Source organism: Streptomyces sp. SID12488 (assembly GCF_010548275.1).
Taxonomy (GTDB): domain Bacteria; phylum Actinomycetota; class Actinomycetes; order Streptomycetales; family Streptomycetaceae; genus Streptomyces.
Map to the genome: position 1 here is coordinate 9,287 of NZ_JAAGLT010000012.1, position 18,892 is coordinate 28,178.

Genomic DNA, 18,892 nt, shown 5'->3' on the forward strand with positions numbered 1-18,892 from the left:
GGGGTCGGTGCCGGTCAGAGGGATCAGGGCCGGTCAGGGGATTCGGCGCGGGAGACGAGGGCCCTGAGTGCCCGGAACCAGGTCTCCGCCAGGTCCCGGACCGACTCCTCGGACAGGACGGCGGCGGGCCAGGACCAGTGCGCGGCGAGGACCGGGCCGTCCGCGCGGTCCTCGGTGACGACGTTGATGCCGAGGGCGTGGCCCTCCCGCATCCCCGGTTCGGCGCCGATGTCCGAGACGTCCTCCTCCGGGGCGTACGACCAGTCCGTCGCTTCGGGGATGCCGAAACGGCCGAGGTAGTTGAACTCGATCGCCGGTGCCGCGAAGCCCGCCAGGACGGGCGCCGTACGGGGGTTGAGGTGGCGGAGCATGCCGTATCCGGCGCCGTTCGCGGGCAGCGAGCCGAGGTGGGCGCGCACCCGGGCGAGCGCCTCCTCGATCTCCGGACCGCCTGCCAGGGCCGCGTCCAGGTCGACGGGACCGGGATCGAGGAGGACCGGGAAGACGCTGGTGAACCAGCCGACCGTACGGGACAGATCGGCGTCGCCCGCCAACTCCTCTTCGCGGCCGTGGCTTTCGAGGTCGACCAGGGCCGGACCGCCCTTGTCGTCCCCGTGCCGCCGCCGCCAGTCGGCGATGGCAAGGCCGAGGCCGGTGAGCAGCACGTCGTTGACGTTCACGGTGAAGGCGGACGGCACGGCGGACAACAGCGGGCCGGTGATCTCGGCGGGCAGCCGCAGTTCCAGGTTCCGTACCGTGCCGGTCGTGTCGCGGGCCGGGTCGAGCGGCCTGTCGAGCGGGAGGGGCACGGCTCCTTCGAGTACGCCGGTCCAGAACGGCAGTTCAGCCTCGCGGGCCGGATCCTGGGCCAGCTCTTCGAGCGTGCGGGACCAGGTGCGGAAGGAGGTCTCGACGGGCGCGAGTTCCGCCGGCCGCCCGGCCTCGACGTCGGTCCAGGCAGCCGCCAGGTCGGGCAGCAGGACTCGCCAGGACACGCCGTCGGTGACGAGGTGGTGGCCCATCAGCAGGAGCCTTCCGGGTTCCGTGCCGGCGTCGAACCACACGGCCCGCACCATGGCGCCCGTGTCCGGGTCCAGTGCCGCGCGGGCGGCGTGCGCACTGTCTCCGACGACCGCCCGCAGCTCCTCCGCGTCCAGTCCGGCGACGTCGACCCGCTCGATCCACGCCCCGGTGTCCACCGATCCGGCCGCCGGCACCTCCAGGGTCCAGTGTCCGGCTTCCGTGCGGACGAGGGTGCTGCGCAGCATGGCGTGCCGGTCGGCGAGCGCCAGGAGCACCGCGGCGAGCTTCGGCCGGTCCAGGGCGGCGGGCGTCTGGACGAGGGCCGACTGGTGGTAGCCCTTGAACGGGCCGCCCAGTTCGCGCAGCCAGTGCATGACCGGCGTGAGAGGCACGGTGCCGGTTCCGTCGTCCACGGGACGGACGGCGGCGGAGCCGGTGGTGGTCGCCACTTCGGCGAGACCGGCCACCGTACGGTGACGCAGCACGAGTCGCGGGGTGATGCGTACGCCCACCGCCCGTGCCCTGCTGACCAGTTGCATCGCCATGATGCTGTCGCCACCGAGGGCGAAGAAGTCGTCGTCGACGCCGATCTCCTCCAGACCGAGCACGTCTGCGAGGACACCGCACAGAGCCTTCTCCAGGGCGGAGCCGGGAGCCCGGCCCGTGGAGAGGGCGGCGAAGTCCGGGGCGGGCAGGGCCGATCGGTCCAGCTTGCCGTTGGCGAGTTCGGGCAGCCGGTCCAGGAGGACGACGGCGGCCGGCACCATGTGGTCGGGCAGTTGCCGGCCGACCTGACCACGCAGCCGCCCCGGATCGGGCAGTTGCCCCGGGACGGGGACCACGTAGGCCACCAGCAGCTTCCGCGCGCCGTCCTGACGAACCGTCACCACGACCTGCGCCACGTCCGGTTCGGCCGAGAGTACGGACTCGATCTCGCCGGGTTCGATACGGAACCCCCGGATCTTGACCTGGTCGTCGGCCCGGCCGAGGTAGTCCAGGTATCCGTCGGCGGTCCACCGGGCCAGGTCACCGGTCCGGTAGAGCCGGGAGCCCGGCGCGCCGAACGGGTCGGCGACGAAGCGCTCGGCGGTCAGCGCGGGGCGGCCCAGATAGCCACGGGCGAGGCCGCCGCCGGCCAGGTACAGCTCGCCCGTCACGCCGGGCGGTACGGGCTGCAGCCGGTCGTCGAGGACGTACGCCCGGGTGCCGGCCACGGGACGGCCGACGAGCGGCCGGTCGCTGTCGCGCACCCGTGCCACGAGGGCGTCGACGGTGGACTCGGTGGGTCCGTACAGGTTGAACGCCTCGGTGCCGGTCAGGCGCCCGAGCCGCTCCCACAGCGCCACCGGTACGGCCTCGCCGCCGACGCCGACGACGCCGAGAGGGCAGCTTCCGTCGTCACGGACGAGGCCCGTCTCGGCCATCTGTGCGAAGAACGACGGCGTGACCTCGAGGAAGTCGAAGCCGTGCTCGACGACGGCTGCCGCGAGCAGCTCCGGGTCACGGCGGGTCTCGTCGGACACCACGTGCACGCAGTGCCCGTCGAGCAGCCACAGCTGCGGCTGCCAGGAGGCGTCGAAGGAGAACGCCCAGGCGTGTCCGGCCCGCAGATGACGGCGGCCCGCGACGGCCTTCGCCGGTGCGTACAGCGTCTCGCGGTGGCTGTGGAAGAGGTTGCCGACGGTCTCGTGGGTGATGACCACGCCCTTGGGGCGGCCGGTGGAGCCGGAGGTGTAGATGACGTACGCCGGGTGGCGCGGGGTGAGGGGTGCGAGGCGGTCGCCGTCCAGGAGGTCGGTCGTGGCCTGGGCAGCGAGCAGTTCGGTGGTCGCCGGGGCGTCCAGCTCCAGCATCGGCGGGCCGTCGGCGGGCAGCAGCCGCGCGATGTTCCGCGTGGTGAGCGTCAGTACCGGGCAGGCGTCGTCGAGCGTGTCGCGGAGGTGACCGGCCGGGGCGTCCGGGTCCAGCGGCAGATAGGCGGCGCCCGCCTTCTGTACGGCGAGGATGGCCAGCAGCGTGCGGGCGGTTCGGGGCAGGGCGAGCGCCACGAGCCGCTCAGGGCCTGCGCCCCGCGCGACGAGCAGCCGGGCGAGCCGGTTGGCCTCGGTGTTGAGCTGCGCGTACGTCAGCTCGATGCCGTCGGAGGCGACGGCGGGAGCGTCCGGGGACAGTGCGGTCTGCCGCTCGAAGAGAGCCGGCACTGTCGTCGGTTCGGCGAGCAACGGCCGGGCGTTCCACTCGGTGAGGATCCGGTGGCGTTCGGCGGTGCCGAGGATGTCGATGCGGCCGATCGGGGTGTCAGGGGCGGCGACCACCGCCCGCAGGAGACGGACCAGGCGCTCACCGATCGCCTCGGCGGTCGCGGCGTCGAAGAGGTCGGCGCTGTACTCCAGCACACCGTCGACGCCGTGTCCGCCGGCACGTTCCACGAAGTCGAAGGACAGGTCGAACTTGGCGCCGGTGGCGCCGAGTTCCTCCCGCCTCGACTCCAGCCCGGCGAAGCCTCCTTCGTCCGCACCTGCGGCCAGGTACACCACCATGACCTGGAAGAGCGGATGCCGGGAGAGCGAACGGGCGGGGTTGAGGATGTCCACCACCCGCTCGAACGGCACGTCCTGGTGGTCGAAGGCGGCCAGGTCGGTCTCCCGCACCCGGGCGAGCAGTTCGCGGAACGCGGGGTCGCCGGAGGTGTCGGTGCGCAGCACCAGGGTGTTGAGGAAGAACCCGACCAGATCCTCCAGCACCTCTTCGGTGCGTCCGGCGATCGGGCTGCCGAGCGGGATGTCCGTACCGGCGCCCAGTCGGGTCAGCAGTGCGGCCACCGCCGCCTGGACGATCATGAACATACTGACGTTGTTCGCCCGGGCCAACTCGCGCAGCCCGGCCGTCAGTTCCTCGTCCAGCGCGATGTCCGCCATGCCGCCGCGGTAGGTGGCCTCCAGCGGGCGCGGCCGGTCGGTGGGCAGCGCGAGTTCCTCGGGGACCCCGCCCAAGGTCCGCTTCCAGAAGGCAAGTTGACGGAAGGCCAGGCTCTCCGGGTCCTTCTCGTCGCCGAGCATCGCCCGCTGCCACAGGCTGAAGTCGGCGTACTGCACCGGCAGTGGTGCCCGCTCCGGTGCCCGGCCCGCCGCGCGCGCCTCGTAGGCGGCGGCCAGGTCACGGGTGAGCGGCGCGTCGGACCACTCGTCGCCCGCGATGTGATGGAGCAGGAGCAGCAGTACGTGCTCGTCCTCGGCGGTGCGGAAGAGGTGCGCGCGCAGCGGCGCTTCCCGGTCCAGCTCGAAGCCGTACGAGGCGGCCTCGGCGAGGCGTTCGGCAAGATCCTCCTCGTTCGTGGCTGCTGCCGTCCGCAACTCGATCCCGGTCTGTCCCGGCTCCAGGATCAGCTGGTACGCCCGCCCGTCCTCCTCCGGGAAGACGGTGCGCAGCGGTTCGTGCCGGGCGACCAGATCGTCGACGGCCAGTCGCAGCGCGTCGGCGTCGAGCTGTCCGTTGAGCCGCCAGGCGAGCGGGATGTTGTATGTGGGGCTGGGGCCCTCCACCCGGTACAGCACCCACAGGCGCTGCTGCGCGAAGGAGAGCGGCAGCCGCTCCGGCCGCTCGGCCGGAGCGAGAACGGGCAGGCCGACACCTGTCTCCTCGCCGCCTTCCCGGAGGCGCTCGGCGAGCCGGGCGACCGTGGGCGCCTCGAACACCGTACGCAGGGAGACCTCGGCGGCGAGCGCGGCCCGGATCCGCGCGGCCAGTCGCATCGCGACGAGGGAGTGCCCGCCGAGGGTGAAGAAGTCGTCGTGGACGCCGACGCGTTCGAGGCCCAGGACGTCCGCGAACAGGCCGCAGAGGATCTCCTCGCGCGGGGTGCGCGGCAGTCCCTCGCCCGTCCCGGTCGCCGCCGCTGTGAAGTCGGGGGCGGGGAGGGACTTGCGGTCGAGCTTGCCGCTGGGGGTGAGGGGCAGCGCGTCGAGGACGACGATGGCCGCGGGGACCATGTGCTCGGGGAGCGCGGCGGCCGTGTGCCGGCGGAGTGCGGAGGTGTCGACGGGAGCGGATGCGGCGGCCGGCACCACGTAGGCGACGAGCTGCTGGTCGCGGGCGACGACAGTCACCTGGGCGACGGTGTCGTGGCGAGCGAGGACGGACTCGATCTCGCCCAGCTCGACACGGAAGCCTCGGATCTTGACCTGGTCGTCGGTCCGGCCCAGGTATTCGAGTGTTCCCTCTGTTGTCCAGCGTGCCAGGTCACCCGTGCGGTACATGCGTGAACCGGGTTCACCAAAGGGATCTGCTGTGAACCGCTCCGCCGTGAGCCCCGGGCGGCGGAGATAGCCACGCGCCAGCTGCACACCCGAGAGATACAGCTCCCCCACCACACCCGGCGGCACCTGGCGCAGGCCCGCATCAAGGACGTACGCACGCGTGTTCCACACCGGACGGCCGATCGACACCCGGTCGGTCGCCTCCGTCACCTGAGCCGCGGTGACGTCGACCGACGCCTCCGTCGGCCCGTACAGGTTGTGCAACTCGGCCGGCAGTACCGCCCGGAACCGCTGGGCCAGTTCGTCGGGCAACGCCTCTCCGCTGCACATCACCCGCCGCAGCCCGAGGCAGGCCGACGCCGAGGGTTCCTCCAGGAACATCTGGAGCATCGACGGTACGAAGTGCGCGGTCGTGATGCCCTGGTCCTGGATCAGCCCGGCCAGGTAGACGGGGTCCTTGTGCCCCTCCGGCTTGGCGACAACGAGGGCCGCTCCGGTGATCAGCGGCCAGAAGAACTCCCAGACGGACACGTCGAAACTGGTGGGCGTCTTCTGCAGGACGCGATCGTCCGCGCCCAGCCCGTACTCACCCTGCATCCACTGCAGACGGTTCGCGATGCCCTCGTGCGGCACGACAACACCCTTGGGCGTGCCGGTCGAACCTGAGGTGTAGATGACGTACGCGGGACTCGACGGGTCGTAGAACTCGGGGAGTTCGGCCTCCGTCTCCGCCGCATGGAGGGCCGCCTCCGGGAGGGCGTCCCGGATCACGACCACCGGCTTGGCGTCCGCCAGCATGAAGGCCAGCCGCTCCGCCGGATAGTCGGCGTCCAGCGGCAGATACGCCCCGCCCGCACGATGCACCGCCAGCAGCGCGACCACCAGGTCCACGGAACGGGGCAGCGTGACGGCGACCGTGCGCTCCGGGCCCACGCCCATACCGGCCAGCACGCGGGCGGTCCGCTCCACGCGCCCGTCCAACTCCGCGTACGTCAGCCGCTGTTCGCCGAACACCAGCGCCAACGCGTCCGGCGTACGGGCCACCTGGGCCCGGAACAGCTCGGGCAGGCTGGTGGACGCCACCTCTTGGGCGGTGTCGTTCCAGTCACCCAGAACGGCCCGCTCGGACTCCGCCAGCACCTCCAGGTCCCGCACCGGCACGTCGGGCTGGCCCGCCACCTGCTCCAGCAGCCGCACCAGGCGCCCCGCTGTCCGGGTGGCCGTCGGTTCGTCGCAGAGGTCGGTCGCGTACTCCAGGAGAAGGGTCAGGCGGTCCGGCTCGTCCACGAAGGTGAAGTGGAGGTCGAACTTGGCCATGCCGGTGTCCATGTCGAACCACTCGGTCGGCATGCCGAGCACGTCGGGGTCGCCGTCGGGCCGGTAGTGGTAGCCCAGCATGACCTGGAAGAGCGGATTGCGGCCGGACACGCGGGCCGGGTTGAGCGCCTCGACGACCTGGTCGAAGGGGAGGTCCTGGTGCTCGAACGCGGCCAGGGACGACTCCCGTACGCGGGCCAGGAGTTGGCGGAACGTCAAGTCTCCGCCCGACAGGTCCGTCCGCAGCACCAGCGTGTTGACGAAGAAGCCGACGAGGTCGTCGAGGGCGTCGTCCGTGCGGCCCGCGATGGGGGCGCCCAGGGGGATGTCGTCCCCGGCGCCCAGGCGGTGCAGCAGCGCGGCCGTGGCGGCCTGGAACAGCATGAACATGCTGGTGCCGGTGGTGCCGGACAGGTCACGCAGAGCGAGACCGGTGTCTGTCGGCAACTCCAGCCGGACCTTGCCGCCACGTCCGGTGGGCTCGGCCGGGCGCGGCCGGTCCAGGGGCAGCCGCAGTTCCTCCGGGAGGTCGCGCAAAGTCCCGGCCCAGTGGGCGAGTTGGTCCGCGCCGACCTGGGCGAGCAGTTCGTCCTGCCAGAGGGTGTAGTCGGCGTACTGGACCGGCAGCGGTGCCCACTCGGGGGCGCGGCCCGCGCGCCGGGTCCGGTAGGCGGTGGTGAGGTCGGCCAGGAACGGACGGTCGGACCACTCGTCGGTGGTGATGTGGTGAAGGACGACGGCCACGACATGGTCGGCCGGGCCGACCCTCAGCACCTCGCAGCGCAGCGGGAGTTCGGCGGTGAGATCGAAGGGACGGCGCTGGGCCGCCTCGATCCGGTCCGCCAGCTCCCCCTCCCCGCAGTCCGTCACGGTGAACTCGGGGTCGGCCTCGGCCGCCGGGACGATCAGCTGGTACGGCTCACCGTCCTGCTCGGGGAACAAGGTCCTCAGCGCCTCATGGCGTTCGGCCACATCCCGTACGGCTGCCCGGAGCGCGTCGAGGTCCAGGTCGCCGCGGAGGCGGAAGACCAACGGGAAGTTGTAGGCGACGCCGCTGCCGGTGATCCGTTCGACCAGCCACAACCGGCGCTGGGCGGCCGAGAGCGGGATACGCTCGGGCCGGGCGGCGGGGGTGACGGCCGGTCGGGCCGGGCGTGAGGTGTCCGCGCGGGCCGCGAGTTGCTCGGGCGTGGGCGCCTCGAACAGGTCCCGGATGGCCAGTTCGGCACCCAGTTCGGTGCGGGCCCGGCTGATCAGACGGGTGGCGAGCAGGGAGTGACCACCGAGGTCGAAGAAACCGTCCTCGGCGCCGACTTCGGGCAGACCCAGCACCTCGGCGAAGAGCCGGCAGAGCACCTCTTCCTGCGGGGTGCGCGGCCCCCGGCCGGTGCCGAGGGCGACGGCCGGTTCGGCGTCCGGCAGGGCGCGCACATCCAGCTTGCCGTTGTCGTTCATGGGCAGCCGGTCGAGGGTGACGAACGCGGCCGGGACCATGTAGTCGGGCAGCCGCTGCTTGAGGTCGTCACGGAGCCGCCGGATCAGGCTGTTGGCATCGCGCGCGGCCGTCGGGGAGTTGGCGTACGGGGCCTCTCCGCCGCCGGGGAGATAGAGCCCGGCGGTCAGCGGAGGTACCTCGCCGGTGACGAACACGGCGTCGAAGGTGCCCTGTTGGCCGGACCAGGTGGTCAGGACGCGGTGTCCGAGTCCGGCGACAAGGTCACGCAGGGTCTCCGGGTCGACTCCCCCGGCGGCGCCGATACGGGCGTCGGGGATGCCGGTGAGGCGCAGCGGGACCGCGGTCAGCAGCTCCGCCAAGTCATCGCTGTTGGCGCCAAGTTGCTGGTCGTTGAAGGGGACGGTCGGTACATCTGTCAACCGCAGGCCCGGCTCGTCGGCGTACAGCACGGCGTCGTAGCGGTATCGGGTGAGTTCGTTGTGGTGGCGGGCCTGCTTGGTGCGCAGGTCGACGCCGTAGCCGAGGGTGGTGAAGTAGTCGGGGTCGACCAGGAGTTCCTTCTCCAGGCGCAGGCCGCGTTCGACGGCCCGGCCCAGCGCGTCGCCGGTGACGCCCTTCGTCTCCTGGATCTCGGTCTGGAAGGTGCGGGCGAGTCGCAGGTTGCGGACGTCGCCGACGAACAGCGCGCCGCCGGGTGCCAGCAGCTCCATCGCGCCCCGGATCACCGAGGTCAGGTAGTCGATGCTGGGGAAGTACTGGATGACGGAGTTGATGACGATCGTGTCGAAGTAGCCGTCGCCGGGCAGGCCCGTGAGGTCATCGGCAGGCTGGGCGCGGAGTGTGACCCTGGACGCCAACTCCGGGTCCTGGAGCAGCTCCTGGCCGATCTTGCGGATGACGGGGGCGGCGAAGTCGGTGGCCCAGTAGGCCTCCGCGTCCGGGGCGAGCCTGGACAGGAGAAGGCCCGAGCCGACGCCGATCTCAAGAATCCTGCGGGGCTTCAGCGAGCGGATCCGCTCCACCGTGGCCTCGCGCCACTCCCGCATGTGGTCGAAGGGGATGGGCTGTCCGTCGTAGGAGGAGTCCCAGCCGGCGTACTCCTCGGTGAAGACGGCGGTGCTGATCTCCTCGTACTCGTCGGAGTAGATCTCCTGCCACTCGCCGACCTGGTCGCGCTCGGCGAAGGCCCGGTCGTCGACGGTGAGCTGGGCGGGGACGACGTATCCGACGAGGCGTTCGTCGCGGACGATCACGGCGGCGTGGGCGACCCGGTCGTGCTGGGCGAGGGCGGTCTCGATCTCGCCGAGCTCGACGCGGTAGCCGCGGATCTTGACCTGGTCGTCGGTGCGGCCGAGGAAGTCGAGGTTGCCGTCGGGGTTGCGGCGGACCAGGTCACCGGTGCGGTACATGCGCTCGCCCGGTTCACCGAACGGGTCGGCGACGAACCGCTCGGCCGTGAGGGCGGGCCGGTCCAGATAGCCGCGGGCCAGGCCGATTCCGGCGATGTACAGCTCACCCGGGACACCCTCGGGGACCGGGCGCAGCCAGGCGTCCAGGATGTGGGCGCGGGTGCCACGGATCGGACGGCCGACGGTGGGTGTGGCGCTGTCGAGCGTGCCGCCGCCGAGCGTGTTGATGGTGTACTCGGTCGGCCCGTAGAGGTTGTAGCCGTATGTGCCCTCGGTGTCGCGCAGCCGGTTCCACACCGTCTCCGACACGGCCTCGCCGCCGAGCAGCACCAGCGGCGGGCGATGGCCCTCCAACAGGCCTTCCTCGATGAGGAGATGGGCGTAGGTCGGGGTCACGTTGACGACGTCGACGCGATGGCGCTCGCAGTAGGCGACCAGGGCCTCGGCGTCGCGCCTCAACTCCTCGTCGCAGATGTGGACTTCATGCCCCTCGACGAGCCACAGCAGTTCCTCCCACGACATGTCGAAGGCGAAGGAGACGGTGTGCGCGATGCGCAGCCTGCGTCCGCCCGACGACGCGATCGCCGGTTCGAAGATCTCCTTCTGGTGGTTGAGCTGCATGTTGGTCAGACCCCGGTACGGCGTGACGACGCCCTTGGGGCGGCCGGTGGAACCGGAGGTGTAGATGACGTACGCCGGGTGTTCCAAGCTGAAGGTGCGGGAGACCAAGTCGCCCGGTAGCGCATCGAGTTCGGCGGCGGTCTCCGGGTCGTCGAGGAGCACGCGAGGTGTGTCGCCCACCAGTCGCGCGGACACGGCGGCCGTGGACAGCAGCATCGTCGGCCGGGCGTCGTCGAGCATCGCGGCGAGCCGGTCGTCCGGGTAGTCCAGCTCCAGCGGCAGATAGGCGGCGCCCGTGCGCAGTACGGCGAACAGGGCGACGACCATGTCGAGCGAGCGGGGCAGCCCGAGGGCGACGACCCGCTCGGGGGCGGCGCCCCACGCGATCAGGAGCCGGGCCATCTGGTTGATACGGCTGTCGAGTTCGGCGTAGGTCAGGGTGCGGTCGCCGAAGACGACGGCCGTGGCATCAGGGGTGGCGGCGGCCTGGGCGGCCAGCAGGTCGGCGATGGTGTCCGTGGGGTCGGGGACCCGTCCGGAGGCCCGCTCGTGCCCCAACTCGGCCTGCTCGGCCGGGAGCAGTGGGTCGAGGCCGCCCACCGGGGCGTCGAGGTCGTGGGTGAGCCGGTCCAGGAGGAGGGTGAAGCGGTCGAGCAGGTCCTGTGCCTGGGGGCGGGCGATGACGTCGGCGCGGTGGGTCAGGGTGACCCGGATGGAGCGGCCCGGGGTGACGACGAGGTTGACCGGGTAGTGGGTCGCGTCGACGTTGGCGACGGCCGTGGCGCCGTGCCGGCTGCTCAGCTCGGCGAGCCGCTCCTCGGTGTCGTTGTTGCGCAGCACGAACAGCGTGTCGAACAGCCGTCGGTGCCCGGTCTCGGCCTGGAGCACACCCAGACCCAGATACTCGTACGGCATCACGGCGAGCCGCTCGTCCTGGACGCGGCGCAGCAGCCCGAGCACCGGCTCGGCCGGGTCATAGGCGATGCGGGCCGGGACGGTGTTGAGGAACATGCCGATGACGTTCTCGATGTCCGGCACCTCGCTCGGCCGGCCGGCGACGGTCGTGCCGAAGACGACGTCGGTACGGCCGGTCGCGCTCGCCAGGGTGAGCCCCCAGGCCGCGTTGAGCACGGTGTTCAGGGTCAGCCCGTGGAGCCGCCCGATGGCGCGCAGCCGTTCGCCCACCTCGTCGGGGACGAGGACGTCGAGGCTTTCCGGGATGTCGGGTTCCAGGCCCTGGTCGGCGGCGGCGAGCAGGGTGGGTTCGTCGAGTCCGGCGAGGGCGCGGCGCCAGGCGCCGGTGGCGACGGCCGTGTCCTGGACCTCCAGCCAGGTCAGGTAGTCACGGTAGTTGCCGGGGGCGGGCAGGGTGCTCGCGTCGCCGCCGTTCTCGTACAGGGCGAAGAGCTGGTCGAGGAAGATCCAGGCCGACCAGCCGTCCCAGAGGAGCAGATGGCGCCCGACGACGAGCCGGTCGCCCCGGTCCGCGCCGAGGCGGACGAGGAGCATACGGAAGAGCAGGGGCCGGGTGAGGTCGAAGCGACGGGAGCGTTCGGCGTCGGTCAACTCCCGCAGCCGTACGTCCTGTTCGGCTTCCGGCAGCCCGGACAGGTCGACCTCTTCGAGCGGGATCTCGGGGTCGCGCACGATGAACTGCACCGGCTGGCGCAGACCCTCGCTGGTGAACCCGGCGCGCAGGCTGGGGTTGCGGGCAAGCAACACCCGTACCGCGGTGCGGAGTCGGTCGGTGTCGAGGGGTTCGGCGAGGTCGAAGGACTCGTGGACGGTGTAGACGTCCAGGGCGCTGTCGTCGTACGTCGAGTGGAAGAACAGGCCTTCCTGGAGCGGGGCCAGCGGCCAGATGTCCTCGACGGGGGCGGGGCTGAGCCGGTGGACGCGCTCGGTCTCCTCGGCCGTGAGGGTGAACGAGGAACGCAGGGCGGACACTTCGGCCACCGGCGCCGCCGCTGCCGCGAGGGCGGCCGGGGTGCGGTACTCGAAGACGTCACGCGGGTTGAGGTCGAGGCCCGCCCGGCGGGCACGGCTGGAGACTCCGATGGAGGTGATGCTGTCGCCGCCGAGCATGAAGAAGTCGTCGTCGATACCGACGCCTTCGAGCTTCAGTACGGCGGCGAAGATCCCGGTGAGGGCGAGTTCCCGCTCGTTGCGCGGGGCGCGCGTCTCGGCTCGTACCGCGTGCGGGGCGGGCAGCGCGGCCCGGTCCAGTTTGCCGCTCGGAGTGAGCGGGAGGACGTCGAGGACGACGTAGGCGGCCGGGACGACGGCGGCGGGCAGCTCCTGGGCGAGCGCGGCCTGGAGTTCGGCGGGCGGCGCGACATCGGCATCGTGGGCCGGCACGACGTACGCGACCAGTTGGCCGCCGTGCACGGTGACGGCGGACTGAGCGACCGTCGACTGACGGCTCAACGCGGCCTCGATCTCGCCGAGTTCGATGCGGTTGCCCCGGATCTTCACCTGACGGTCGGTGCGGCCGAGGTACTCGATGACACCGTCGGCACGTCGGCGCACGAGGTCACCGGTGCGGTACATGCGTGCGCCGGGCTCCCCGTACGGGTCGGCGACGAACCGCTCGGCGGTCAGCTCCGGCCGGGCGTGATAGCCGCGCGCCAGCTGGACGCCCGTCAGGTACAGCTCGCCGGGGGTCCCCTCGGGCGCCGGGCGCAGGCAGGAGTCCAGGACCCGCAGGCCCGTGTTCCAGACCGGGCGCCCGATGGGCACGGTGGTGCCGGGCGTGCCGTCGTAGGGGTGGTACGTCACGTCGACGGCCGCCTCGGTGGGGCCGTACAGGTTGTGCAGCGGTACGCCGGTCAGCTCGCGCCAGCGGGCGGCGGCGGCGCCGGGCAGCGCCTCGCCGCTGCTGAAGACGTTGCGCAGGGACGCGGCCCAGGCCGGGTCGGCGGTGATCTCGTCGGACTGGAGGAAGGCCTCCAGCATCGACGGCACGAAGTGCAGTGCGGTGACGCCCTGTTCGCGGATCAGCCCCGCGAGGTAGGCGGGGTCACGGTGTCCGTCCGGGCGGGCGAGGACCACGGCGGCGCCCTCGCGCAGCGCCCAGAAGAACTCCCAGACGCTGACGTCGAAGCTGGCCGGGGTCTTTTGCAGCACCCGGTCGCCGGCGGTCACTCCGTACTCACCCTGCATCCACGCAAGCCGGTTGAGGATGGCCCGGTGGGTGACGACGACGCCCTTGGGGCGGCCGGTGGACCCGGAGGTGTAGATCAGGTAGGCCGGGTCGTCGGGGTGTGCGGGAAGGGGAGGGAGCGGTTCGGGGCCCGCCTTCGACGGGGCGTCGAGCAGCACAAGGGCGTGCCCTGTGGGGAGTTGGGGGGCGGTCGCCGAGGTGGTCACCACGGTCTCGGCACCGGAGTCGGCGAGCATGTGGGTCACCCGGTCGGCGGGATAGTCCACGTCGACCGGGAGATAGGCGGCGCCCGACTTCAGTACACCGAGCAGCGCGACCATCAGCTCGGCCGAGCGCGGCACTGCGACGGCGACAACAGTGCCGGGCCCGGCACCCCGGGCGGTCAGTCGACCCGCCAACTCGCCCGCTCTGGCATCGAGTTCGCGATAGGTGAGCGTCTCACCCTCGTACACGACCGCCGTGGCCTGCGGGCTGCGGGCCACCTGTGCCTCGAAGGCCGCCGCGAGGGTCGTGCCGGGGATGTCACGGTGTTCGCCGGTCGGGTGGGCCTCGAGGAGTTCCTCGGCCGACAGCAGGTCCACGTCGGCGACGGACTGCCCCGGGTCAGCGGCAAGGGCGTGCAGGATTCGGGAGAGTCGCTCCGCGATCCGGCGTACGGCCTCGGCGTCGAGCCGCTGGGCGTGGTGCTTGAGCCGCAGGTCGAGACGTCGGCCCGGCTTGACGATCAGGGCGAGCGGATAGTGGACGGCGTCGTGGAACTCGTGGCCCGTGAGCCGGAGCGTGCCGGTCGGGTCGGCGAGGCCGGTCGCGGCCGGGTAGTTCTCGAACACGACCAGGGTGTCGAAGAGTTCACCGGCGCCCGCGAGGCCCGCGACGCGCTGGAGTTCAGCGAGGCCGAGGTGCTGGTGGTCCAGCAGCTGGGCCTGCTCGTCCTGGAGTCGGCCGAGGAGATCGGCGAGCGTGTCGGAGGGCTCCCAACGGAAGCGCGTCGGGAGGGTGTTGATGAACAGGCCGATCATGGACTCGATGCCCTCGACCTCGGCGTCACGCCCCGAGACCGTCGTACCGAACACCACGTCCTGGCGTGCGGTGAGCCGCCCGATGAGCAGCCCCCAGGCGCCCTGGACGACCGCGCCCAGGGTCACTCCGTGCTCCCGCGCCCGCGCCGCGAGACGGGCGGTCACCTGCTCGGACAGTTCGAGACGGATCTGCGCGGGCTCGACGGGCGTACCGTCGGCCGGGGCCTCGACGAGCCGGGTGGGCTCCTCGACCCCGGCGAGGGCCGTACGCCAGGCCGTGCGCGCGGCCTCGCGGTCGGCGGTGGCCAGTCGGCGCAGGTAGGCGCTGTACGGCGCGGGCTGCGGCAGCGCGGCCGGGGTGTCCCCATATGAGGCCATCAGCTCGCGGTGCAGGACGGGCAACGACCAGCCGTCGGCGACGATGTGATGGAACGTCAGGAGAAGTCGACTGCGGTGCCCGTCGAGGCGGATCAGCGCGCAGCGCATGAGAGGCGGGTTGGCGAGGTCGAAGCGGCGGGCGCGTTCGGCGGCGGCGGCCGCGTCGGCGAGCGGTGTGCGGGCGGGCCCGTCGTGGACGGTCAGGTCGACTTCGCGCCAGGGCAGTTCGAGGTCCGCGGCGATGATCTGCACGGGCTGCCCGTCCGGGCGGCGGCGGAAGCAGGCGCGCAGCGGGGCGTGCCGGTCCAGGACACGCTGGGCGGCCCGGCGCAAGGCTGTGCCGTCGACCGGTCCGGTCAGTTCGAGGGCCTGCTGGACGACGTACGCGTCGAGGTCCGCGCCGTCGACGAGGGAGTGGAAGTAGAACCCCTCCTGGAGCGGGCTCAGCGGCAGCGACTCCTCGATGGTGACCGGGAAAGCGCCCTGGATCTCAGCGAGTTCGGCATCGGTGAGGCTGATGAGCGGGGCGCCCGGCGCCGCGTCCTGAGGGTCTTCGCGGACGAGATCGCCGGCTGCCGCCGCGAGCGCCGCGACCGTGCGGTGCTTGAAGACGTCCCTTGAGGTGAGGCGCAGGCCGGCGCGGCGGGCGTGGACGAGGAGCTGTATGGCGGTGATGCTGTCGCCGCCAAGGGCGAAGAAGTCGTCGTCGATGGTCGCGGAGCGCAGGCCGAGGACATCGGCGTAGGCCGCGCACAGGAGTTCCTCGCGGGTGTCGCGGGGCGGGCGGCCGGTGCTGAGGGCGCCGTAGTCGGGGGTCGGCAGCGCGGCGGCGTCGAGTTTGCCGCTGGGGGTGACCGGGAGGCGGTCGAGGGGGACGACGGCCGCGGGGACCATGTACTCCGGCAGCTGGTCGACCGCGTACGAACGCAGCGCCCGCATCAGGGCGTTGACATCCCGGAAGGGTGCCGGGCGGTTGGCGTGCGGGGCGTTGCCGGACGGGCGGTAGAGGCCGGTGAGGGGGGTGTCACCGAGGGCGAAGACAATGTCGAGGCTGCCGTCGTCGGCGGTGCCGTTCCAGGTGACGGCGGTCCGGTGGCCGTACCGCGCGCCGAGCGCGTGGAAGACCTCCGGGTCCGGGGCGTCCGCCGTGCGGCTGCTGTCGTCCAGGGCGGACAGCGCGGCGAGGTCCTCGGCGAGACGGGCGTTGGGAACGCCGGTGACCCGGAGCAGCGAGGGCCCCTCGGCCAGGCGGGCTTCGAGTGCCTCCGGCCCGCCCCAGACGATCTCCTCGGCGTCGGCAGGCTCCCGGGCAGCGGTTCGCTTGCTGAGCACCACGTCGTAGCGGTACCGGGTCAGTTCGTTGTGGTGGGCGCCGCGCTTGACGTGGATCTCGGCGTCGAAGCCGTCGAGGGCCGCGAAGTAGTCGGGGTCCAGGAGGAGTTCGCCCTCCCAGGCGACCGACCGCTCGACGGCGGCCCGCAGGGCCTGCTTGTCCTCCGTGTCGCCGGTGCGGCGGCTCTCGACGGCCGCGCGCAGGCAGCGCAGCAGCCGGGCGTTGCGCACATCACCGATGAACAGCCGGCCGCCGGGGGCGAGGAGGGTACCGACCGCCCGGACGACGTCGGTCAGATAGTCGGCGCTCGGGAAGTACTGGGCGACGGAGTTGATGACGACGGTGTCGAAGTGGCCCTGCGGCAACCCCGTGGTGTCGTGGGCGGGCTGGGCGGACAGCCGGACCCGGTCGGCGAGTTCGGGTATCGCGTCGACCTGGGTGCGCAGGGCGCGCACCGCCTCCTCGGAGAGGTCGGTGCCCCAGTACTCCGCACAGTCGGGTGCGATGCGGGAGAGGATCAGGCCGCTGCCGACGCCGATCTCCAGGACACGGCCGGGCGCGAGTTCCCCGATGCGGGCGACGGTCGCCGAGCGCCACTCGCGCATCTCCGCGACGGGGATGGGCAGCCCGTCGTACATGCTGTTCCAGCCCGCGAAGTTCTCGCGGAACCCGGCGAGTTGTTCCTGGCTGCCCTCTGATCCGGCTGCCGCGTAAAGGAGTTCGTGGAGGTCCTTCCACTCCCGGACCTGCTCGGTGGCGTCCGGGACGGTCTCGCCGTCCAGGGCCGGGACGATGTACGCGGCGAGCCGCCGGTCCCCGGGCCGGTCCTCGCGTACGACGACCGCCGCCTGGTCGACGGCCGGGTGGCCGCGCAGTACGGACTCGATCTCGCCCGGCTCGATACGGAAGCCGCGGATCTTCACCTGGGAGTCGGCGCGGCCCAGGAACACCAGACGGCCGTCGGCCTGCCAACGCACCAGGTCGCCGGTGCGGTAGAGGCGTTCGCCGGGGGCGCCGAACGGGTCGGCGACGAACCGCTCGGCGGTCAGGTCGGGGCGCCCGAGGTAACCGCGGGCCAGTCCGGCGCCGCCGAGGTACAACTCGCCCGGAACACCGGCCGGGACGGGCTCCAGGCGGGCGTCCAGGACGTACGCACGCGTGCCCGGGTCCGGGAGGCCGATGGGGACGATGGAGCCGGCCGGGATGTCCGGGTCGCACAGGCCGAGGGTGGAGTTGGTGGTGGCCTCGGTCGGGCCGTACGCGTTGAACATCATCCTGTCGCGCGCGTACCGTCCGACCAGCTCGGGCGAGACGCGTTCGGTACCCGCGAGCAGGGTGGCGGGCGGGAGTTCGACGTCCTCGGGCATCGCGGCGAGCAGCGCGGGCGGCAGGATCATGAACGTGATGCCGTGCGCGTGGGCGTAGTCGGCCAGCGCCGGGCCGGGTACCCGGCGTTCGGACGGTACGACGACGAGCCGCCCGCCGGACAGCAGGCCGAGGCACAGGTCCCAGAACGCCACGTCGAAGCTGGGCGAGGCGAACTGGAGCACCCGGCTGTGCGGGCCGATCCCGAACCGCTCGGTCTGCGTGGCGACCAGCTTGGCGACGCCCGCGTGGGTGAGGACGACGCCCTTGGGGCGACCGGTGGAGCCGGAGGTGTAGATGACGTAGGCGGCGTTGGCGATGGTCAGCGCGCTCGGATCGGCGCCTGTGGGCCGACGCTCCGCCAGTTCACCTATGACGTCGGGCGAGTCGAGGACGACGACGGCCATGCCGTCGTTCGCCGGGAGGTCCGCGGCGACCTCGGCGGTGGTGACCAGGCAGACGGGGTCGGCGTCGGCCAGCATGTAGGAGATGCGGTCGGCCGGGTAGTCGGTGTCGACCGGCAGGTAGGCGGCGCCGGACTTCAGTACCGCGACCTCGGCGACGATCAGTTCCGCCGAGCGAGGTACCGCGAGGGCGACCACACGCTCGGGTCCGGCACCCCGGGCGATCAGTGCGGACGCCAACCGGCCCGCACGGTCGTCGAGTTCGGCGTAGGTGAGCGAGGTGCCCTCGAAGACCAGCGCGATGTCGTCCGGGCGCAGCTGTACCTGGTCGGCGAACATCTCCGGCCAGGTGCGCAGCGGGATGTCGTGGCCGGTGTCGTTCCACTCGAGCAGGACGCGGTGGCGCTCCTCGGCGCCCAGCAGCTCCAACTCACCCACGGGGGTGTGCGGGTGGGCGAGGGCGGCGGTGAGCAGGGTCGAGTAGTGGTCGGCGATGCGCTCGGCGGTCGCGGTCTCGAAGAGGTCCTGGCGGCAGGTCACATACAGGTCGCCGGCGCGGACTCCGAGCACGAGGTCCAGCAGGTCGTCGTCACCCCGCATGTCACCGAACGCGGTGTTGAACAGCAGGCCGCCACCACGGGTGGGCTCCGGGCTCAACCAGCCGACCAGTGTGGCATGTTCGACCCGGTGGGCCCGCAGGTCCTCGCACGCCCGGGCCACCTGACGTACGAGGTCCGTGAAGGACGCGCCGCCGTCGACAGCGATCCGGAGCGGCAGACCGTCGTACCCGAAGGTGATGTCGTGGCCGCCGCTGTAGCGGTGCAGGAGTGCGGCGTACGCGGCCAGGAGGGTCGATTCGTCCGCCTCCACCGCCAGCGGGCGGCGGAGGGTGTGCCGTTCACCGGTGGGGCGCAGCGGGTACGGGAAGTCGACCGGGACAGCGGTCTCCTGCGGGAGCGGTGCGAGGCGCCGCCGCCAGAAAGCCGCTGGCGCGCCTTCCGCGTCGTCGTCGACACCGGGCACACGTACTTCGAAACCGGACACAGGCGACCGTGCCTCCAGGGTGTACGGACCGGCTGAGCCGGAGGACCGCAGGCCATACTAAGGTAAGCATTACCTAACCAAAAGACCCCACTCTCGGCGGACCC

At 72.0% G+C, this 18,892-nt stretch carries 1 protein-coding gene; it reads right to left on the minus strand.

The features are described 5' to 3' along the window. Positions 1-23: 23 nt before the first annotated feature. Positions 24-18,788, minus strand: a complete 18,765-nt coding sequence (locus G3I56_RS19790) for an amino acid adenylation domain-containing protein (RefSeq protein WP_343240008.1) — start codon at positions 18,786-18,788, stop codon at positions 24-26. Positions 18,789-18,892 lie beyond the last annotated feature (104 nt).